The sequence below is a fragment of the Selenobaculum gibii genome, from assembly GCF_030273445.1.
GTDB classification, from domain to species: Bacteria; Bacillota; Negativicutes; order ICN-92133; family ICN-92133; genus Selenobaculum; species Selenobaculum gibii.
In genome coordinates this window covers 199,209-219,133 of sequence record NZ_CP120678.1, presented here as the reverse complement: position 1 = coordinate 219,133, position 19,925 = coordinate 199,209, and the positions used below count along the sequence as shown (strand labels likewise).

Sequence of the window (19,925 nt, the reverse complement as noted above, 5' to 3'; positions counted from 1 at the left end):
CTAGACTCCTACCTTCTATAATTAGGAATTATACCTCCAGGCTAATCTCCTAGATGAGGGCGACTAAATTCCCAATAGAATAAAAACATAATTTAATCAAGTCTTACTCTATTAAATTATGTTTTTATGTTTGGAGAAGAAAGTCGTTTTTCCGCTTAAATTATAGCCAAAAATTTTTCCGACTGGCAATTCAGATTCATTCTTTTCGAGTAATTATAATACATTTATCTGAAATTAATTACACTTTCGACAAAATTCTACATATTAATGTCGTTAATTTACAAATATTTCCCCTATAAATAAGAAAATAGAGAATTTATTTGTTTTTTTTGGGAAAAACAGGGTTGACAACAAATGTAATGTCTGGTACTATTTATTTAGACAGAAATTGTCGAATGTTGTTGAATGTAAAGGAGAGAATATATGATGAAATCAACTGGTATTGTACGTAAAGTAGACGAACTTGGAAGAGTGGTTATTCCTATCGAGTTACGCCGTACACTTGCTATTGAAGAAAAAGACGCTTTAGAAATTTATGTAGATCAAGACCGCATTATACTTCGCAAATATGAACCATCTTGCGCATGTGTTTTCTGTGGTAATGCAGATAAAGTTACAAAATTCAAAGGAAAAAACATTTGCTCTGAGTGCTTAGAAGCAATGGCTCAACCTTCCATGTAATTCCCCCACTACATATTTCAAAAAGTACCCGAAAGATTGGCTTATACCCGCCAATTTTCAGGGTACTTTTTTATTTTCCCAATAAAGCCTGATATACATCCCGCTTTGAAACTTTATACTTTACTGCCACCTCTTTCATCGCCGTTTTCTTATCTACACCTTGTTTTATTAATTGCTCTACAGCATCCTGTAAGGAAATCTCTCCGGTTAATTGTTCAAAATCTTCTTCGTCTTTAGTATTGCCCTCAATAATTAAAGTAAATTCACCGCGAGGCTGATTATTTTGAAAATGTTCTTGTAAAGAAGAAAGTGTTCCTCGCACGAATTCCTCAAATTTCTTCGTCAATTCCCGACATGCAACCGCTTTTCGCTCTCCTAAAACAGTAATACATTCTTTTAGCGTATCTTTTAATCGATGTGGTGATTCATAAAATAACAATGTTGCTTTTGATGATACAATAGACTCTAATACTTCCCGCCGCTTTCTACTCGTCTTCGGTAAAAAACCAACGAATAAAAAACTTGTCGTATCAAGCCCAGAACAAATAAGTCCGGACAATGCTGCATTTGCTCCCGGGAGCGGCATTACAATAATGCCCTCTTCAATTGCAAGCTGTGCTAAGTGACTGCCTGGATCTGCAATCCCCGGTAATCCAGCATCACTTACCACCGCGATATTTTTCCCCTCCAGGAGCATTGAAATTAATTCCGGTCCTCGTTCGAATTTATTATGCTCATGATAACTAATTAGCGGTGTATGCAAATCAAAATGTGTTAATAACTTTCTCGTATGACGCGTATCCTCCGCAGCAATAAAGTCCACTTCCCCTAATACTCTAACTGCTCGAAACGTCATATCTTCTAAATTACCTATCGGGGTAGCACATAAGTATAAAATTCCAGCCATTTGACTCTCCTATTTTCTAATCAAAATATATTTGCAATACAAAAAGAGAATGTCGCAAAATCAAACGCTGACATTCTCTTTGTCTTTTAATGTTTAACATACCATCTTCGCAAGACAAAGCATACTTGCATCTTCATTATAGTATGTCCATTTTTATTTGTAAATTATCTCGCGTAATATTCCATAATGTCTTTATGATAAGAACCATCTTCATTATAAATCGTAAACGGTTTTTCTACTATTAGTCCAGACCTAGCACCAACAACTCCCTCGATGAGAACCAAAACAGGCATCTTCCCCATTTTGCTATGCACAAATTGTAAACGTTTAGGCTCAATCCCCACCGAATGCATTACGACAATAATCTCAGCTAAACGTTCCGGTAAATGAACCATTGCAAAGCGACCACGCATATTTAATAAATATCTCGCAGTCATTACTACATCTTCAAGCGTTGCAGACACCTCATGACGTGCTATAGCAACCGCATCAAGTTCACTGATTTTCCCCTGCTTAACGGGACGATACGGTGGATTTGCCACAACTAAATCAAATATGCTGGCTTGAAACAAATTTCGAATTTCACGTAAATCCCACTGCACAATTTTAATTTTGTCTTCCAATTGATTGTATTTAACGCTACGCTTGGCTAAATCAGCCATCACAGCGTTAATTTCTATTCCCGTAATATTGTCTGCACCACGTGTTGTTAATAGTAGCGGAATAACGCCTGTACCCGTCCCTAAGTCTAGTACACGTGACTTTTTCTTCAAGTGCGCAAAATGTGATAATAATACTGCATCTACAGAGAAACGAAATTGATCTTTATGTTGAATTACCTTTAACCCATCAATTTGCAAATCATCTAAGCGTTCGCCATCTGCTAACAGAAAATCAGTCCTTTTCAACGACATCTTCCCACGAAGTTACAATTGTTTTATTATCATCAAGTAAAATCGTCGCTGTTTTTCGTTGATTGTTCACAGAAATTACTTTACCTTCACCATCTATCGTAATGACTCTACTACCTTGTTTCGGCGCAACAATTTTTTTGCAAGAACATGAACAATAACAATCATTTTCATATTTCAAGCAGCACATCAGACGGCCACAAATACCTGAAATTTTTGTCGGGTTTAACGATAAATTCTGCTCTTTTGCCATTCGAATAGATACTGGTTCAAAATCTCCAAGAAACGTAGCACAACAAAGCGGACGACCACAACAGCCAATACCGCCCATCAATTTTGCTTCATCACGAACGCCAATTTGTCTGAGTTCAATTCTCGTTCTAAACACTGCTGCTAAATCCTTAACAAGATCTCTAAAGTCAATTCTTCCATCAGCAGTAAAATAGAAAATAATTTTGTTTACATCAAACGTATACTCTACATCAATTAATTTCATTGGCAAATTATGAGCAGCAATTTTCTTTTCACAAATTGCAAAGCCCTCTTTTTCCTTGCGCCTGTTTTCTTCTACTTTTGCCAAGTCAGCCTCTGTAGCTTTTCGTTGTACTGTTTTTAATGGTAAAACCAATTGGTCTTCTTCCACCTCACGCGGTCCGATAACAACTTGACCATATTCCACTCCGCGTGCAGTTTCAACGATGACATCGTCCATTTCTAAAATGTTTAGCTCACCAGGATCAAAATAATATATTTTACCCGCTTTTTTAAAGCGTACACCAACTACCGTTTGCACATGCAGCCTCCTTATAAATCTCTTAATTTTAATAGAAATGATTCCATTGCAAGTCTAGCATTTGCATTCGACTTTAATGACATACGCACTTTACTAAGTAGTTGCAACGCCGCCAAAAGCCGTCTTGTTGACCATGCATCACTTTTATTATTTAAGATTTCTTTCATATCTATGTTATATATTAATTCACCATTACACTCTTCATGCAATACCAGCATATCACGCCATAACATACTGAGATATTCTAACACCTCTAATAAGCGATTGCGCTCCAATTCACTTAAAGCCGTACTCACTCGCCAAATATCATCCAGATCTATACAATCAAGAACTTCTATAGCCTGCTTACGAAGCTGCAGTCCATTTTTTTCCCAAAGTTCTAATGCTTTTCCTATGCTCCCATCTGATAATCGGGCGAGAATATCTACTTTATCCTTATCAATGCCTTTAGACAATAAAGCTTGTGCTAATACAGAAACTTTTAATGGCTGAAAATTAAATACTTGACATCTGGATAAAATCGTATCCAACAAGCTCTGACGACTATGTGCAAGTAGAATGAAAATAACATCACCTTGCGGTTCTTCCAACGTCTTTAATAAACTATTCGCTGACTGCACCGTCATTAATTCTGCTTTATCAATAATGACAATCCGTTTATCAGCTAAATACGGACTTAAAGAAATTTCACCTTGCAACTGACGAATTTGCTCAATTTTTATACTATTGCCCTCTGGGGATAAAGAGAAAAAGTCCGGATGTTGATTGCTGAAAAACTGCCGACAAGAAAAGCATTCTCCGCAAGGGGTTCCATTTTGCTTTTCACAAAAAAGTGACGCCGCCATAATTCTCGCAACCAATTGTTTTCCAATTCCCTCCGACCCAATGAATAAAACTGCGTGAGGCATTCGCCCCTGCTTCATTATCGTTTTTAACTCAGCAATTACATCTTCGTGCCCGATTACATCATGCCAATTCATTTTCAGCACCATCACATATATAAATCGACAAGCATACCACGAATTGCATCTTGCTTAGCTACGATAGATAAATTTGTAGCTTGTCCAGTCCGAATATCCTCTGTCATACTCTCTAAAACAGAATCTACTTTTTTTATCGTCGTATACACCTTTTGTCTGCCTTGCCTATCCCATCCAGTCTGCGAATTAATCGTATACATTCTCGATACAGCTTCGCCAACAAAAGTTTTTACTAAATCACGATATGATTTTAATTCCGAATAAGTCGGTGTTTGCGTCAGTTTAGCTCCTTGCTTATCGATCTTTTCAAGCAGTTCATTCAAACGCTCTAAAGAGATCTCATCTTGGCTATGCGTAAGTTCAGATGAAAATGGACTCGTTTTTTTCCCTATCTTAGAGTTCGCATCATGTTCACCAACAGGAAATGAACTTCGCGCCCCCATATTACCAACTTTCATTCTAATCCACCTTCCAGAAACTTTGATAGATATACCTACTTTAAATTATAATTCCTTTATTTAAAATAAGCAATCAATCTTATTACCTAACCTATTCTCTTTTCCTAAAAAATCCTTTTATATAATACAAAATTTAATGCAGAACATTTTTTCTCCCATCTGCATCCTAATAGATAAAAAAGATGCAATCAAATTGCATCTTTTACTCAAGTGAACTATTTGCTTTTTAGCTCTTCTAAAATAAATGCTTTCATCCGCTTCATACATTCTCTCAAATCATGGTTTTCAAAACGTTCATCAATCCCACATCTCACAAGCTTTGCATTACTAAAGTCTGCACTATCTGCTAAAAAACGTCGACATACCTCTTCATAATTTGGATTTTCCTGCTGTCGTTCACGGGATAATGCACGCTCTAATCGAACTCCATCATCTATATGTAGATATAATGGAACAATCGCTCTTTTCCCAAAGAATTCTTGAAGACTTTGATATACCTCTAGTGTTCCTATCATGAGATAACTATATTTTTTTAAATCAAACTGCCCATCATCGACTGTACAATAAATCCAGTCTCCATCTACCGTATGGTAAATGCGCTTCTCTATTAAACATCCGCTCTTTTCATATGATTGCACTCTTTCCTCATTGATAAAATAATATTCTTTTCCTTCAACTTCATGATTTCTTTTAGGGCGTGTTGTATACGTGACAACAGGTTTTAATTCCATATTCAATTCGTTCAATATTTTTTTAAATATCGTATCTTTTCCCGAACTGCTTTTTCCCATCAAACAAAATATCTTTCCCACCGTCACACCACCTTAAAAAATAAACAATGCTCTTTCCGTATGTGTTTTAACTCCCACTGAAATCAGATCCGTTAGCCATCGGATAAATTATTCAGCAACAACCTGAATTGTCGTAAGCGATGCATCATTAGGACCCACTACCTTTAATCCACTCTGCTGCATCATTTTACAATAGTCTATTAACTCCTGCGTAATCACTTCGCCTGGACATATCAGTGGAATACCCGGTGGATAAAAAGTAATCATTTCCCCACAAATACATCCAGCTGATTCGTGAAATTGCATTTCTCTCTTCACTGCAAATAATGCTTGACGAGGTGATTGTTTTGTTAAAATTTTATACGGATAAATCACACAGGCTAAAGCATTTATTGGGGTAGAATTTTGTTTTACCTCTTCAGCCAGCTTACGCAATGCCACTAATAATGTTTCTGCTTCTCTTTGCCCATCCGCATAGGAAAGAATAAATAAAATATTGTATAAATCAGATAATTCCACTTGGATTTTATATTTGCAGCGTAAAATTTTTTCAGCCTCTGCCCCTGTCATATAGAGTCCCTTAACCGTGACAGTCAGCTTCGTAATATCAAGTGCATATGCGCCCTGCGCACCTAGTTTTTCTTCTCCAAAGCAATAAAGTCCCTCAATTTTATTGATTTCATTTCTAAGCCAAATGGATAAATCAACCGCTCGCTTTAATAAAGCTTTTCCTTCAACCGCCATTTGCCGCCGTGCTACATCCAAAGATGCTAAAAGTAAATAATTAGGGCTCGTCGATTGAACTAAACTAATCATCGTCTTCAATTTTTGCACATCAATACGATGATGGCGTGCATGAAGCATTGAGCATTGTGTCATAGCTCCTAAAATCTTATGTGTGCTCTGCGCAACAATATCAGCTCCCGCATCTATTGCCTGTATCGGCAAATAATTACTAAATTTTAAATGAGGTCCATGCGCTTCATCTACAAGTAGCAGCATTTTATTTTTATGTACAATAGAAGCAATTTTCTCTATATCAGAAGCCACACCATAATAAGTTGGATACACAACTAATACAGCTTTTGCATCAGGATGTTCTTTTATCGCCTGCTCAATTTGCTCCGGTGATACTGCCATCGCAATTCCCAGCTCTATATCCACTTCCGGTAAAACAAAAATCGGCTCTGCTCCGCTTAAAATGACCCCACCAATCACAGACCGGTGCGCATTTCGCGGAATAATAATTTTATCTCCCGGATTTACTGCCGCCATAATCATCGCGTGAATTGCGCCTGTTGTTCCATTGATGACAAAATAGCTGGAGTCGGCGTTATAAAGCTCAGCAGCTAAATCCTGTGCTTCTTTAATACACATCGCCGGTTCATGTAAATCATCCAACTCTTCCATTAAAGACACTTCGGTTTTTAATCCAAGTGGCGTAACTAAATCAAAAAATTCCGCATCCATTCCTTTACCCTGCTTATGCCCCGGCGTATGAAATCCAACTGCACCATCCTCTACATATCGTTTCATTGCCGTAAGTATCGGCACTGTTTTCTGCTTTTCGTTCACCAGCAAGCTCCTTTGCTATTCTTTGTCCACCAACGGGATTAAAATTCTTAATTTTGTTCCTTCAAATGCTTTTGAAATAATCGTTAATCTGCCCTTCAGCAAAGAAATACGCTCTTTCATACCAAGCAACCCATAGCATTCTCCTTCATGCACATCAACATCATCTTCATTGAAACCAATCCCTTCATCCTCAACAGTAATAGACAAATATTCATGATGAAATTCGACCACCAATTTTGCTTGATCTACTTGTGCATGTTTATGAATATTATTTATTCCCTCTTGAACTACACGAAATACACCTATTTCAATATGTCTTGCCAGGCGCACCTCTTCTCCAATCACATTAAAATCAACAATAAGATGATTGCGTTCTTCAAACTTTTCTAAAAAGTGAAAAATCGTTGCTACCAAACCTAAATCGTCCAGTCCCATCGGGCGTAAATCAAAAATGATCTTCCTCGTTTCCGTCAAGCAATTGCGTACCTGCGCCTTAAGATCATGTAGTTCTTCACGTACCTTTTCTGTATCCATAGCCAATAACCGCTCACAAATATCCGTCCGATAAACAACGTTTGCCATCATTTGTGCCGGGCCATCATGAATCTCACGCGAAATTCTCAGCCTTTCATCCTCTTGCGCTTTAATAATCGTAGCACCAAGTAATTTCTCCTGATTCATTTCCTCCATTTTCGTTGCAACTGCACCCATCTGCGCACTTAAATATCCTAATACCACACCAACTTGTGAAACGAGCTGCTTCGCCTTTTCTACCGTTCCCATCAATTGTTTAAGGCGAATTTCCATTTCATCACGCTTTTTTCGCATACTTTGTTCTTGCTCTCGTAGAACAGCCACCTGAATTTGAATTTGTCTGGCTTCTTCATAACATATTTTTATATCCGTTTCATTATAAAGCTTAAAATTACAGCTTACCTGTGCTAATTTCATTCTAGCAAGGCGTTCTTTTTTTTCATGATCATCAACTTTATTAATAATCTCTTCTGCCATTTTTTTTAACTCTTCAATGTCTTTTTTAACATTTTTTACTTCATTGCAAGCCGCTTCATAAATTTCAAAGATTTGTGTCTTTCCATTTTCCATTGCGTGAATTGTTTCTTTTATAATATTATCTAATGTTTTTTCATCCAGATCACACATTTTATCATCCTTTTTCAAATTGAAACATTATTTTTTATTATACCCCAAAATACGTCAAGATAAAAATCATTCTATAATAAATCAACATAAAACCATAAGTTATTCACATATTTTATTTTTGTGGATAATTTCTTATCCACAAGATATTTCTTAAAAACCTAACTATTTTATGGTTTATACTCAAACTTATCCACAAACTTATGCACTATGTGAATAAAAATGTGGATAACTATTGTTTTTTATATGAAAAAGTCTATAACAAATAAGTTATCCACCTATTTATCATAGACTTTTCAACTAACTTTACTTTATTTTATTTTTAACATCTTCCCAAATTATCATTGGAGTTTTTGCAAATCCATTAAATTCTGTAGCAGATGCCGAAGTATATGCCCCACAATTTGCAGTTAACAACAAGTCTCCTATTTCTAGTTTAGGCATCATTCTATCCCTATATAACACATCCAATGAATCGCAGCTTGGACCAGCTACTGTAGATGGATATAATTCACCTTCTTTAAAGGGCTCTAGTTCATATTCCCAATGATCAAAAATCACACCAGAAAAACTACCATAAAGACCATCATCAAGGAAATACCATTTCTGATGATTACGCTCCTGCGTTCCAATCACACTAGTAATTAAGTTGACCGCTGTGCCACAAATAAAACGACCAGGTTCAGCCCATATTTCCGTATCTGGAAATAATTTTTCCAAAGCTATATTTATATCTTCCGCTATTTCAGCAAGGTCTATATTTGCATCTAATGTTGGAATTGGAAGGCCTCCACCAATGTCTAGAATTCTAAGATTAAAACCTTCCTTTTGTGCATTATCAAATAAATTTCTCACAATATGAAGTGCCTCTATATGCGCTTCTGCAGTTGGTGATTGACTTCCAACATGGAAGCAAAGTCCTCCAACATCAAGACCTTGATCGCGTGCTATCCTCAATAAACGCGGCACATCTTCCACCGCGGCTCCAAATTTTTTATTTAAATCGACTAATGCTTTCGGATTATCTACTCTGACACGTAAAAGCACCGTTCCTCCCGGAACTGCCTTTGCCATCTTATAGATTTCACTTTCACTGTCAAACGTAAATTTATTCACTCCCGTACGATTCGCTACTGCAAGCCCTTTTGGTGTCTTATAAGGATTCGCATATACCATACGGTTCGCACCAATACCTAATCTAGTTAATTGCAACATTTCTCCATCAGATGCAACATCAAAATAAGACCCTAATTCAGCAGCCTTCTTGACGATATCATCATTTGGATTTGCCTTTACCGCATAAAAAACTTTTACTCGAGGCAAATATTTAGCCAAAAATCGATAATTATACTCAATCTGCTCTAAAGATATTACCAATAATGGAGTTGTATACTCCGTTGCCAATTGGTGCATGGCATTTTTAGTTAGTCGAAAACTGTTCATATCCCTCTCCCATCTCTAATTAAAATTTAAAATACAACGATACTATTATTTCACCTTTCCACGGAAAATCCTGCTAATATTTTATTATTTTAAACCTTTTTACCAAAAATTATCTTTAGCAAACGAGCAAAAAAAATATACCATCATAAATATAGTAATAAACACTCAAATTTCCGGTAGTCTAGAGCTATTTTTATGAAAAAGAGGTATCGTACTAATTTTTAGCACGATACCTCTTTAGGAACCAATATTTTATTAGCTGTCAAAACATCTTGCCAACTTTTTCATATCATTTGTTATACCTAAAGCAACCATTAACTTTAGACGTGCTTTTTGACCAGTTAACTCTCCAGCTAAAATAACACCAGAGTCTTTAAATGATTTTACACCACTATCATAACCATAAGTGTCTAGTACTCTACCACTATGAACTCTCGTTGCAAGAACAACAGGAATCCCACAAATGATGCCAGCCTTTACTGTCGAATTAACATTCCCTCTGGCCAGACCTTCGACAACTATACCTTTTACCTCTTTATATATAAACTACAATAGTTAATATTGATAATAAGCACGCGGATAACAAAGATGTCGCGGTGGACATTTATGATGATGATGATACCACCCAATATACCTACCTGGATAGCATCCTCCTTGCAATGCCCCAACTCTAGGATAACAATATCCTCTTGGTTGAGGTCTACACATATTTTCTTGTCGATTTTGCCAGTCTGGCTCTCTCTTCATCTCAGTTTGATTTGTTCGTGTATCTTCTACTTCTGGTTTTTGCCATTTTGCCGGCCTTAGCTTTCTCTCTTCCTCAGACACCAACTCCACCTCGTTTCAACGTAATAATATTACCCTATCTTATGCAAAGCATAACTATAATGCTTTCTTTTTTTGCAAAAATTAAGGGGTGACCAAAATAAAACTTTGGTCACCCCTATTCCTCATCTATTTCTTATGATTTAGAATGCAGGCAATATAGCCCCTTTATATTTTTCATTGATAAATTTTTTCACTTCTTCGGATTTTAAAGCAGCTGCTAGCTTTTGAATTTCTGGACGATTTTCATCCCCAGCACGTGCTACTAAAATATTTACATAAGGAGAATCATTTCGTTCAATAAATAATGCGTCTTTTTCCGGTACAAGGTTTGCTTCAAGTGCATAATTTGTATTGATTACAGCAAGATCTAAATCATCAAGTGAACGAGGCAATTGTGCTGCTTCAAGTTCATTGATTTTTAAGTTTTTCGGATTTGCAGTGATATCTGGTACAGTTGCATGAATGCCAACGCCATCTTTTAATGTAATTAAACCTGCATTAGCAAGTAGTGCTAATGCACGACCGCCATTTGTAGGGTCATTTGGAATGCCTACTTTAGCACCATCTTTTGTATCTGCAATATTTTTAATATTTTTTGAATAAATGCCCATTGGCTCAAGATGAACACCGGCAACATTTACTAATTTTAAATTGCGTTCCGCACAGAATTTTTCAAGATAAGGTGTATGTTGGAAGAAGTTTGCATCTAATTCCTTATCAGAAACAGCTAAGTTTGGTTGTACATAATCGCTAAACTCAACGATTTCTAATTTAATGCCTTCCTTTTCTAAGATAGGTTTTACCACCTCAAGAATTTCCGCATGCGGAACCGCTGTCGCGCCAACTTTTAATACCTTGTTGTCCGCCGCTTTATCTGCTGCAGGTGCATTTGTGCCACAGCCCGCTACAGCCATAACAACCATAAGTAACGAAACCAAAAGTAATGTGATTTTTTTCATTCTATATGTCCCCTCCATTTTAATTCTATATCTTAACAGCAAAACTGCTGTGGATACCAATAACTTAACGTTTATTTAATTTATTTGCCACATAATCCCCAATAGATTGTACCAACTGTACTTGAATAATCAAAATAATAACTGTAGTTAACATCACGTCTCCACGGAACCGTTGATAGCCGTAACGAATTGCTAAATCTCCGAGTCCGCCGCCGCCGATTGCACCAGCCATCGCAGAATAGTTAATCAAGTTAATCACGGTAATCGTAATTCCCGAAACAATAGATGGCATTGCCTCCGGAATCATCACCCGCGTAATAATTTGATAAGGTGTTGCCCCCATTGATTGCGCCGCTTCAATCAATCCATGTTCAACCTCTTTTAATGAAGTTTCAATAATACGACCCACAAACGGAATTGCCGCCAACGTAAGCGGAACCATAGCCGCCTCCGTACCAATAGAAGTACCTACAATGATTCTAGTCAATGGAATAATTGCAACCATTAAAATAATGAATGGCGTTGATCGTGCAGCATTTACCACTGCACCTAAAATTCGATTAAAGGATAAATTTTCTAAAATATGCCCCTTATCTGTAGTAACGAGAATAACCCCTAACGGAATTCCAATCAATGCGGAAATAAGCGAGGATACACAGACCATGTACGTCGTTTCCCATAACCCTTTAGCTAATAGCATTATCATGTCCTGCGACATAGCCAATCACCTCAATTCCTAAGTTTCTTTCCTGTAAATAATTCAATGATTTTTGAATCTCTTCATCTTCCCCTGTAATCTCAAGAACCAAAGTGCCATATGGTGTACTCTTGATATGATCAACATTTCCATAAATAATATTTGTATCTACGGCAAAGCGACGAATCAAGCTAGATATTACCGGTTCTTCCGCTGAGTTTCCGATAAAGGATAAACGTACTAATAAACTGCTATTTGGAATCGGCGTTTGCGATATCTTGGCATCTTTAAATGCATCTGGAATATCACGACTGATAATTACACTGATAAACTCTTTCGTAATCGCCTGCTGTGGATTCGTAAATACGTCAAGCACTGTCCCTTGCTCACAAATCACACCATTTTCTATCACAGCTACATTATCACAAATTTCTTTAATTACCTGCATTTCATGGGTAATTAAAACTACAGTTAATTGCAATTTTTGATTAATATCACGGATTAATTCCAAAATAGACTTCGTTGTTTGTGGATCAAGCGCAGAAGTTGCTTCATCGCATAAAAGCACCTTCGGATCACTTGCCAAAGCTCTCGCAATCCCTACTCTTTGCTTCTGACCACCACTTAGTTGCGCAGGATATTGATCTTTTTTATCTGCAAGTCCTACCAATTCTAACAAAGGTAAAACCTTTTTTTCTATCTCCGATTTTTTTGTTCCGATTAATGTTAATGGAAACGCTACATTTTCATAGACAGTAGCTGAAGAAAGCAGATTAAAATGCTGAAAAATCATGCCGATACTTTTTCTCGCTTTTCTAAGCTGACTATCTGACATCGCTGTCAAATCTTCGCCATCAACAATGACCTTTCCTTTTGTCGGACGCTCTAACATGTTAATACACCGAATTAATGTACTTTTCCCGGCACCACTAAGTCCAATAACACCATAAATTTCCCCGCGCTTAATATGAAGATTAATGCCTTTTAATGCGTGAACTGGGCCCGATGCTCCATCATAAATCTTTTCTATATTCGATAGCTGAATCAACGATATTCACTCCCTTATTTTTAATCTATTTACCAAGTTGCAATGCCCGAACCAGCAAAATGTTCATTGACAAATTGTTTTACTTCCTCTGAATGATATGCCTTCACCAATTTTTGATAAGCTACGTTCTCTTTATCCGCTGACCGAACGACTAAAATATTTGCATATGGTGAATTTGCATCTTCTAAAAACAATGCGTCTTTTGTTGGAACTAACCCTGCAGAAACTGCATAATTCGTATTAATTACTGCAAGGCTGACATCACCTAAAGATAATGGAATTTGTGCGGCTTCTAATTCTTTCACAACAATATGTTTTGGATTTTTCACAATATCCGCCGCAGTTGCACTAAGTCCAGCATTTTCTTTCAATTTAATCAACCCGGCTTTTTCTAAAATACTTAATGCCCTGCCACCATTACTTGGATCATTGGGAATTGCTACAACACCATTTTCCGGAATTTGATGAATATCCGTTAAATTTTTCGAATAAACCCCCATTGGGAATAAAATCGTTTTTGCCAAAGTTTCTATCTTATACCCACGATCTTTTACCTGTGCATCAAGGAATGGTTGATGCTGATAACTATTTACATCAATTTCACCCTGATTTAACGCGACATTTGGTTGAATATAATCACTAAACTCGATAATTTCAATGTTAAGACCATCCTTCGCCGCTACTTTTTGCACAACTTCCATAATCTCCGCATGAGGACCTGGTGTTACCCCAACTTTTATTGATGTTTTTTCTACCGAAGCATCCGCATCTTTATTTGAAGCACAACCGGAGATTACCGTCATACTCAAAGCTGCCACCATAGCCAAAACTAACCCTAACCATTTTTTTCTCATGTAAATACCCCCTCTAAGAATTTGTTTCCAGGCAAATAAAAAAGCTCTTTTCCGTGAGGAAAAGAGCCTATCATTTATACACTGCTTTTCTCTCATCTCCAGGAAATATACTCCTGCTGGATTTGGCACCACTGCATTTCTGCCGGTTGCCGGGTTTCATCGGGCCAGTCCCTCGACCTCTCTTGATAAGAGCTTCTCATTTAATTATGGTTTAGATGATATCACTTACAAATTCGCTTGTCAATAAAAAAATCGTATACTTGTAACATTTACCGTAATTTAAATTATCGAACATCCCCTTTATAACGTCATTGTTCAAAGTTTTCCTCTGGAAAACTTACCACTCAACGTTTCAACGAGGCGGCAGATATATGCTCACCGCCTGTTAGTTACAGTCATGCCCGCCACCTATAAAGGTGGGAAAATCTTTTTCCGAGTTATAAAAAGCACCTAAATAACATACCTCTTAATTTTTCCCAAATAATGCCGATATATATTATGAAAGTCATGGAAGATTTACCAAACAAAAGGAGTTGTTTCACTATGTCTAAAATTAATTCTGCGTCTACTATTCCACCTGCCTATGCAATGCAAACGAAGTCCAGAAGCGCAGATACAGCATCAAACCTTAATGAAAAGCCGGCGTATATTGTAGAAATCGAATCGCTTTATCAATGCGAAAATCTATCGAAAGATGCTAAAACCCAAGTCTCGCTAACGAAAAATACATCTGAAGATGCATTGGAGTGGTTTAAACAACAATATCTTGAACACCTTGATAAACTTAGTGCATCTGCAACCGATAAGATTGTTCAAGCAGAACCTAACATCGACACTGTAAATGGCGATGATATAAATACTTGGACATTTCATTTTATCCGCGGAATGTTAGATAGTGGCTGCATCCCTAATCAAGAAGATGAAATTAAGAAAAATTGGGACAAGTATCTTCATGTGGAAGAAAACATCGCCAAAGGTGGCAAAAAAGCAATGCTTGAATATAATTTAATGTTCGCGGGCACTGCTGCTTATGCCAATGTACAAGTAACTGACGGATACGCGACTAAATTCATTGAAAAAGAAATATACACACAGGATCAATACAATAAAATAAAAATTTTCGCCACTGATTTACAAAATAAATCTGGTGTATTTGTCTCACCAAGTTTTGACTGGAAAAATGCAACTGGTTCGGAAATAAAATATAGCTATATGGGAGCATTATGCTCCATCGGCGTAGATAAATTAGACTTTATGGAATCCCATCGTGAAGCAGATGAAATATGGACGCAATTAGCACAAGGAGCTTATAAAAATAACAGAGAACTACTTCAAGCATTGCATGACGGAGGCTATGAAGATACCGCTAAAGACTATGCAAAGCGAATACAGATTTCAGAAAATAACGCAACTGAAACAGTTTATGATCATTTCACCTTAGATACTGATTTCAAAAAAGAGAACGGTGCTTTGTGGGATGTAACTATAGGTTATCAATATAAAGGACCGGTAAATCGACAAGCCTTCAAAGATTTACAGCTAAAATATTTCGGAAGCGATGATGCCAGCGTCACTTATACTTCCGAACAATTAAAAGAAGCCTTTACGAATGGAAAAACCGAAGCAAAAACTTTAAACACACATCCTTTCCTAGGTTTAAGAGATGCTGCTGAATCAACTCTAGAAAGAAAGAAAAAACAACTTACCACCTTAAAGAAACAACTAGCAGCGCTAGATAAGGAAATACAGGAAATCAGAGCTACCAAATTACCCGAAGAAAGTAAAACTGAGAAAATAAGCAAATTTGAACAACAAAAACAACCAATTCAAACCCGAATAAACGATGTTTTGCAAAGTATTATGGATGAGCTATTGAAAAATGCTCAATAAGAGAACTCCACATACCACCTCACCTGCAAAATTCCAAATGCATCCATAGAAACTTTGGAGTAACAAAAACAACCTTTGCAACCTTTAATAAACGATATTTCTGAAACTATTTTAAAATCTATATAAAGAAAACAACTTTGATAATTAAAGTTTTCCTAAAATCAAAAAAACACACAACAGGCGATATTTTACCTTCACCTATTGCGTGTTTTTTATCGTTATCGGGGAACTCGTATAATTCTGTGTAAAAAGAAATCCTAACAAAATAAAAATTAGTTATTAAGTGATTGGCTTATGATCATAAACACACGGTTAAAATCCCCTTGATTTTTGACATATTCTTTTAGTAGATTTTCTAATGTGTTTTCCATATAAAAAACATCTTTATAAAATTTGAATTTATATTGCAATTCTTACCTGTTGAAATGTTTCTTAGTCTATATTTTACACAAAATTTTTCGAGGTCTCTACTCCTTTAAGTCCAATAGCGATCTATTAAAACAAATCGCTATGTGTTCCTGTTCTAGATAAAACTAATATTAATCTTTTATTTTCAATTTTATAAATTAATAACCAATCAGATTCTATATGGCATTCTCTATAACCCTCGTAATCACCAATTAATGCATGATCTTTATATTTTACGTCTAATGTTTTTTCTTGTTGTAATATCTTAATTACTTCTATTAATTTACTTTCATCATATCCACGTTTTTTAATTAATTTATAATCTTTTTTATATTTGCTAGAAAATTGTAATTTAAGCATTTAAATCAGCCATCATTTCGTTAATTGTAGAATAAGTTTTTGCATTTGGATCATTTAACAATCGTTCAGATTCTTCTATCGCTTCTATTGTTTCTCGATTCGGAATACGAAGGGATAATTCAAATGGAATTCCTTGCTTTCTAACAGCCATTTTTGCAAATATATTCATTGCTGTCGACATATTTAAACCCAGCTCGTTACATAGGCTTTCAAAGTCTTTTTTTAAATTTTCATCCATTCTCACGTTTACAGTTGTAGTTGCCATATTTATCACCTCCATAATTTATACCCCTATTATAATACATAGTGTATACAATGTATATATAAATTATGTTTTGACTTCCTATATAACTTTAATTTTTTTCTTCTAATCTAATTAACCTTTCATTAAAATTTGATTGAGTCGATTGAATAAGGACAAGAAACTAACTTTGATAAGTAAGTTTTCCTAAAATCAAAAAAACACACAACAGGCGATATTTTTCCTTCACCTATTGCGTGTTTTTTATCGTTATCGCAAATTCTGCCCGATTTTTATCAATCTTGCCGTACGTTCAGCGGCACGAATAAGAAGTTCTCTCGCATTTTGCATACAGGCTTCCAGCTTCATCGGTTTGTAGGGCAATGCTTGTACACCATGAATTCCATATTGAAATATTGTTTCATAGCTTTCACCTAGCGCACCAGAGATACAAACAACAGGCACTTGATCTGCTTTGGCAACCTCAGCAACGCCAATCGGTGCTTTTCCGCATAGTGTCTGGTGATCCGTACAACCTTCCCCCACAATAACTAAATCTGCCGACTTTACGCGTTCAGCAAAATTGAGTGTATCAAGCACTCGTGAAATTCCCCGTTGCATTGTTGCATCTGTAAACCATAAGAGGCCTGCACCAAGTCCACCTGCCGACCCTGCGCCATGAATATCACGAACATCTCTCCCTGTAACCTTTGTCATGATATCCGCATAATTTCCTAGTGCGAGATCAAGCTCTATTACATCGTTAGGTGTTGCACCTTTTTGCGGGCCATAGATTGATGATGCACCATTTTTTCCGCATAATGGATTTTCTACATCACAGGCAACGATAATTTCGGCCTGTTTTATCCTGTAATCAAACTCACTCAAATCAACATCCGCTAGAAATTTTAGCGCACCTCCACCAAGCGGCAGAATTTGTCCCTGTGCATCAAAAAATTTTGCCCCTAAAGCTTGTGCCATGCCTGCGCCACCATCATTGGTCGCACTACCGCCGATTGCAATAATTATTTTATGTAAATTTCTATCAAGTGCCGCCCGCATCAACTGACCCGTTCCATAGGTTGTCGCCTGTCTAATCTCTCTCTTTTCAGGTGGAACTAAAGTTAATCCAGAGGCTTGTGCCATTTCAATCACCGCAGTCTTTCCATCGCCTAAGATGCCCCATCTTGCCTCTATTTCTTCCCCCAGCGGTGACAACACTTTTTCCACTTCAAACGTTCCGCCAGTCGCATAGACAAGCGTATCAAGTGTACCTTCTCCACCATCCGCAATTGGCATTTTAATAAATTCCGCTTGGGGGAAAATCCGTTTCATTCCAAATTCTATCGCTTCCGCCACCTCAATCGCTGACAAGCTCCCCTTATATGAATCTGGCGCAATAATAATTTTCATAAAAACGCTCTCCTATTCCATAACACTTCTTATCCATTGCATTACATCATAAAAACCCCCTGCGATTTTTGCAAAAATATTAAATCCCGCTTCAACATCCTCTTCTGCCAACAAATCAATCTGCCGTTCTATTCCATCTCCATATAGTATATTTATTTTACCAACAACTTGTCCTTTTTTTACAGGTGCTTGAACTGCTGGTACCGCAAGCTCAAGTGCATAACGATTTCTGTCATCATTCATCACGGCGATTCTTATATCTTCCTGTGGGATTGCTTTTACACAATAAGATTCTCCATCCTTCACGCGTACAGAAGTCCTTGCCACTTCCTTGGTCGCCAGCGTTTGCATTTTGACTTTTTCAAAACCATAATCTAATAATGCCGCGGCTTCATACCAACGATAATCCGTAGCACAGTGCAGAACTACTGCAATTAGATTTACTCCATCTCGCTCGGCAGAAGCAACAAGACATTCTCCAGCCGCCTCCGTATAGCCTGTTTTCATCCCATTAATTCCAGGATAGTTGCCCAATAGTAAATTTGTATTTTCAAACAAAACTGGTTCTTGGACTTCACGCCAAGAAAAAGTTTTATATTGCGTGCTGATAATCTCTTTAAACGTAGGGTTTTTATATGCATACGCGGCAATTCGGGCTAAATCATGCGCAGTTGTATAATGATTCGGATCTGGCAACCCACATGAATTTGCAAAGTGTGTATGCATTGCCCCTACTTGCATTGCTTTTTCATTCATCACTTTTGCAAAGTCTTCGACAGAACCAGAGATATGTTCCGCCACTGCAATGGATGCATCATTACCAGATAACATCATAATCCCATACAACGCATCTAGCATCGGCAGTTGATCCCCAGCCACTAATTCCATTGATGACCCTTCTATTCCTGCGGCATTCTCACTTACCGTAATTACATCATTTAAATTACCTTTTTCTAACGCCAGAATTGTCGTCATAATTTTTGTCGTACTTGCCGGATACATTTTTCCCTTGGCGTTTTTTTCATAAATAACTTTTCCCGTGTCTGCTTCTATTAAAATAACAGCCTGTGCTGTCAGCTTTTCGAGATCCGGCGACGCGAACCCAACCGATATTTTCATTAACATAAATAAACTTATAAGACATAGATATACGACTCTACGTAAAATCAACAATAATTCCCCCCCGAATGATACCCTGACAATAGCATAAGCCTTGATACAGATAGTGTTTTAGCTCCCTCTGAATCTTCCTCCCTAAATAAACTCTTATAGGTACTTACTGTATTCATTTTATTCTTTTCTCCTTTATTTAACCCAACACCTATAACATAGGTTTTAACTTTTTACGAATTTTTAAACAAGTGCATTTTACATTCAAATTCTTGAGCATTGTTCTCCTACTGTTAATTATGTTTTTTATTGGTCCATTTTTATACAGTTTCTTTAAGTTGCTCCATTACCTATCTAATGAAAAACTTTATATAAAAATTTCATTAGATCTTACTATTACACAGACTAATTTCTTATCCT

The 19,925-nt window shown here is 36.8% G+C and carries 21 protein-coding genes and 1 riboswitch; of the genes, 2 read left to right on the top strand and 19 right to left on the bottom strand.

The features are described 5' to 3' along the window. Positions 1 to 426: 426 nt before the first annotated feature. On the top strand, positions 427 to 681 hold the full coding sequence (locus P3F81_RS00935) for an AbrB/MazE/SpoVT family DNA-binding domain-containing protein (protein WP_177503845.1): 255 nt from the start codon (positions 427 to 429) through the stop codon (positions 679 to 681). A gap of 70 nt (positions 682 to 751) precedes the next feature. Here the strand turns inward: P3F81_RS00935 and rsmI are convergent, their stop codons facing one another. The 15 genes from rsmI to P3F81_RS00860 form a co-directional block, all read right to left on the bottom strand. After that, positions 752 to 1,588, bottom strand: a complete 837-nt coding sequence (rsmI, locus tag P3F81_RS00930; protein ID WP_147667222.1) for a 16S rRNA (cytidine(1402)-2'-O)-methyltransferase — start codon at positions 1,586 to 1,588, stop codon at positions 752 to 754. Positions 1,589 to 1,752: 164 nt separating this feature from the next. Continuing rightward, positions 1,753 to 2,496, bottom strand: coding sequence for a tRNA1(Val) (adenine(37)-N6)-methyltransferase (locus P3F81_RS00925; protein WP_309320537.1), 744 nt, complete (start codon positions 2,494 to 2,496; stop codon positions 1,753 to 1,755). Next, entirely contained in the window at positions 2,483 to 3,292 is an 810-nt protein-coding gene (locus tag P3F81_RS00920; RefSeq protein WP_147667226.1) for a PSP1 domain-containing protein, read from the bottom strand. The genes P3F81_RS00925 and P3F81_RS00920 overlap by 14 nt, the downstream gene beginning before the upstream one ends. Positions 3,293 to 3,303: 11 nt before the next feature. Next, positions 3,304 to 4,272: a DNA polymerase III subunit delta' gene (holB, locus tag P3F81_RS00915; protein WP_309320536.1), complete on the bottom strand. Its 969-nt coding sequence runs from the start codon at positions 4,270 to 4,272 to the stop codon at positions 3,304 to 3,306. 11 nt (positions 4,273 to 4,283) lie between these two features. After that, positions 4,284 to 4,730, bottom strand: coding sequence for a YaaR family protein (locus tag P3F81_RS00910; RefSeq protein ID WP_147667230.1), 447 nt, complete (start codon positions 4,728 to 4,730; stop codon positions 4,284 to 4,286). Between the two features lie 215 nt (positions 4,731 to 4,945). Next, complete coding sequence (locus P3F81_RS00905) at positions 4,946 to 5,542, bottom strand: nucleoside/nucleotide kinase family protein (protein WP_147667232.1); 597 nt, start codon at positions 5,540 to 5,542, stop codon at positions 4,946 to 4,948. 87 nt (positions 5,543 to 5,629) lie between these two features. After that, positions 5,630 to 7,057, bottom strand: coding sequence for an aminotransferase class I/II-fold pyridoxal phosphate-dependent enzyme (locus P3F81_RS00900; protein ID WP_147667510.1), 1,428 nt, complete (start codon positions 7,055 to 7,057; stop codon positions 5,630 to 5,632). Positions 7,058 to 7,111: 54 nt separating this feature from the next. Beyond that, positions 7,112 to 8,257: a sensor histidine kinase gene (locus P3F81_RS00895; protein WP_147667234.1), complete on the bottom strand. Its 1,146-nt coding sequence runs from the start codon at positions 8,255 to 8,257 to the stop codon at positions 7,112 to 7,114. A 303-nt stretch (positions 8,258 to 8,560) separates the two neighbouring features. After that, complete coding sequence (locus tag P3F81_RS00890; RefSeq protein ID WP_147667236.1) at positions 8,561 to 9,697, bottom strand: type III PLP-dependent enzyme; 1,137 nt, start codon at positions 9,695 to 9,697, stop codon at positions 8,561 to 8,563. A 255-nt stretch (positions 9,698 to 9,952) separates the two neighbouring features. Beyond that, positions 9,953 to 10,240, bottom strand: a complete 288-nt coding sequence (locus tag P3F81_RS00885) for an L-asparaginase family protein (RefSeq protein WP_309320770.1) — start codon at positions 10,238 to 10,240, stop codon at positions 9,953 to 9,955. A 12-nt stretch (positions 10,241 to 10,252) separates the two neighbouring features. Then, a complete protein-coding gene (locus P3F81_RS00880) occupies positions 10,253 to 10,525 on the bottom strand; it encodes a hypothetical protein (protein ID WP_147667238.1) in 273 nt (90 codons plus the stop codon). Between the two features lie 140 nt (positions 10,526 to 10,665). Beyond that, positions 10,666 to 11,484: a MetQ/NlpA family ABC transporter substrate-binding protein gene (locus P3F81_RS00875; RefSeq protein ID WP_147667241.1), complete on the bottom strand. Its 819-nt coding sequence runs from the start codon at positions 11,482 to 11,484 to the stop codon at positions 10,666 to 10,668. 64 nt (positions 11,485 to 11,548) lie between these two features. Beyond that, complete coding sequence (locus tag P3F81_RS00870; protein WP_147667243.1) at positions 11,549 to 12,202, bottom strand: methionine ABC transporter permease; 654 nt, start codon at positions 12,200 to 12,202, stop codon at positions 11,549 to 11,551. After that, positions 12,171 to 13,229 (bottom strand): methionine ABC transporter ATP-binding protein, encoded by a 1,059-nt coding sequence (locus P3F81_RS00865; RefSeq protein ID WP_147667245.1) that lies wholly within the window; start codon positions 13,227 to 13,229, stop codon positions 12,171 to 12,173. Before P3F81_RS00865 ends, P3F81_RS00870 begins: the two co-directional genes overlap by 32 nt. A 29-nt stretch (positions 13,230 to 13,258) precedes the next feature. Further along, positions 13,259 to 14,083: a MetQ/NlpA family ABC transporter substrate-binding protein gene (locus P3F81_RS00860; RefSeq protein WP_147667247.1), complete on the bottom strand. Its 825-nt coding sequence runs from the start codon at positions 14,081 to 14,083 to the stop codon at positions 13,259 to 13,261. 89 nt (positions 14,084 to 14,172) lie between these two features. Then, positions 14,173 to 14,275: riboswitch (SAM riboswitch) on the bottom strand. 351 nt (positions 14,276 to 14,626) lie between these two features. Here P3F81_RS00860 and P3F81_RS00855 point away from each other — a divergent pair. Further along, positions 14,627 to 15,973, top strand: a complete 1,347-nt coding sequence (locus P3F81_RS00855) for a hypothetical protein (RefSeq protein ID WP_147667249.1) — start codon at positions 14,627 to 14,629, stop codon at positions 15,971 to 15,973. 495 nt (positions 15,974 to 16,468) lie between these two features. Here P3F81_RS00855 and P3F81_RS00850 read toward each other — a convergent pair whose 3' ends face one another. The 4 genes from P3F81_RS00850 to P3F81_RS00835 form a co-directional block, all read right to left on the bottom strand. Then, entirely contained in the window at positions 16,469 to 16,741 is a 273-nt protein-coding gene (locus tag P3F81_RS00850) for a type II toxin-antitoxin system RelE/ParE family toxin (RefSeq protein ID WP_147667251.1), read from the bottom strand. After that, complete coding sequence (locus P3F81_RS00845; protein WP_147667253.1) at positions 16,734 to 17,006, bottom strand: type II toxin-antitoxin system RelB/DinJ family antitoxin; 273 nt, start codon at positions 17,004 to 17,006, stop codon at positions 16,734 to 16,736. The genes P3F81_RS00850 and P3F81_RS00845 overlap by 8 nt, the downstream gene beginning before the upstream one ends. Before the next feature lie 246 nt (positions 17,007 to 17,252). Continuing rightward, positions 17,253 to 18,395: a glycerate kinase gene (locus P3F81_RS00840; protein WP_147667255.1), complete on the bottom strand. Its 1,143-nt coding sequence runs from the start codon at positions 18,393 to 18,395 to the stop codon at positions 17,253 to 17,255. 12 nt (positions 18,396 to 18,407) lie between these two features. Continuing rightward, positions 18,408 to 19,565, bottom strand: a complete 1,158-nt coding sequence (locus P3F81_RS00835; protein ID WP_309320535.1) for a D-alanyl-D-alanine carboxypeptidase family protein — start codon at positions 19,563 to 19,565, stop codon at positions 18,408 to 18,410. Positions 19,566 to 19,925: the final 360 nt, after the last annotated feature.

Excerpts from the sequence above, each read along its gene's own strand:
- P3F81_RS00935 (WP_177503845.1), top strand. The coding sequence starts at position 427 with ATGAAATCAACTGGTATTGTACGTAAAGTAGACGAACTTGGAAGAGTG.
- rsmI (WP_147667222.1), bottom strand. The coding sequence starts at position 1,588 with ATGGCTGGAATTTTATACTTATGTGCTACCCCGATAGGTAATTTAGAA.
- holB (WP_309320536.1), bottom strand. The coding sequence starts at position 4,272 with ATGAATTGGCATGATGTAATCGGGCACGAAGATGTAATTGCTGAGTTA.
- P3F81_RS00910 (WP_147667230.1), bottom strand. The coding sequence starts at position 4,730 with ATGAAAGTTGGTAATATGGGGGCGCGAAGTTCATTTCCTGTTGGTGAA.
- P3F81_RS00900 (WP_147667510.1), bottom strand. The coding sequence starts at position 7,057 with ATGAAACGATATGTAGAGGATGGTGCAGTTGGATTTCATACGCCGGGG.
- P3F81_RS00895 (WP_147667234.1), bottom strand. The coding sequence starts at position 8,257 with ATGTGTGATCTGGATGAAAAAACATTAGATAATATTATAAAAGAAACA.
- P3F81_RS00890 (WP_147667236.1), bottom strand. The coding sequence starts at position 9,697 with ATGAACAGTTTTCGACTAACTAAAAATGCCATGCACCAATTGGCAACG.
- P3F81_RS00875 (WP_147667241.1), bottom strand. The coding sequence starts at position 11,484 with ATGAAAAAAATCACATTACTTTTGGTTTCGTTACTTATGGTTGTTATG.
- P3F81_RS00870 (WP_147667243.1), bottom strand. The coding sequence starts at position 12,202 with ATGTCGCAGGACATGATAATGCTATTAGCTAAAGGGTTATGGGAAACG.
- P3F81_RS00860 (WP_147667247.1), bottom strand. The coding sequence starts at position 14,083 with ATGAGAAAAAAATGGTTAGGGTTAGTTTTGGCTATGGTGGCAGCTTTG.
- P3F81_RS00855 (WP_147667249.1), top strand. The coding sequence starts at position 14,627 with ATGTCTAAAATTAATTCTGCGTCTACTATTCCACCTGCCTATGCAATG.
- P3F81_RS00850 (WP_147667251.1), bottom strand. The coding sequence starts at position 16,741 with ATGCTTAAATTACAATTTTCTAGCAAATATAAAAAAGATTATAAATTA.
- P3F81_RS00845 (WP_147667253.1), bottom strand. The coding sequence starts at position 17,006 with ATGGCAACTACAACTGTAAACGTGAGAATGGATGAAAATTTAAAAAAA.
- P3F81_RS00840 (WP_147667255.1), bottom strand. The coding sequence starts at position 18,395 with ATGAAAATTATTATTGCGCCAGATTCATATAAGGGGAGCTTGTCAGCG.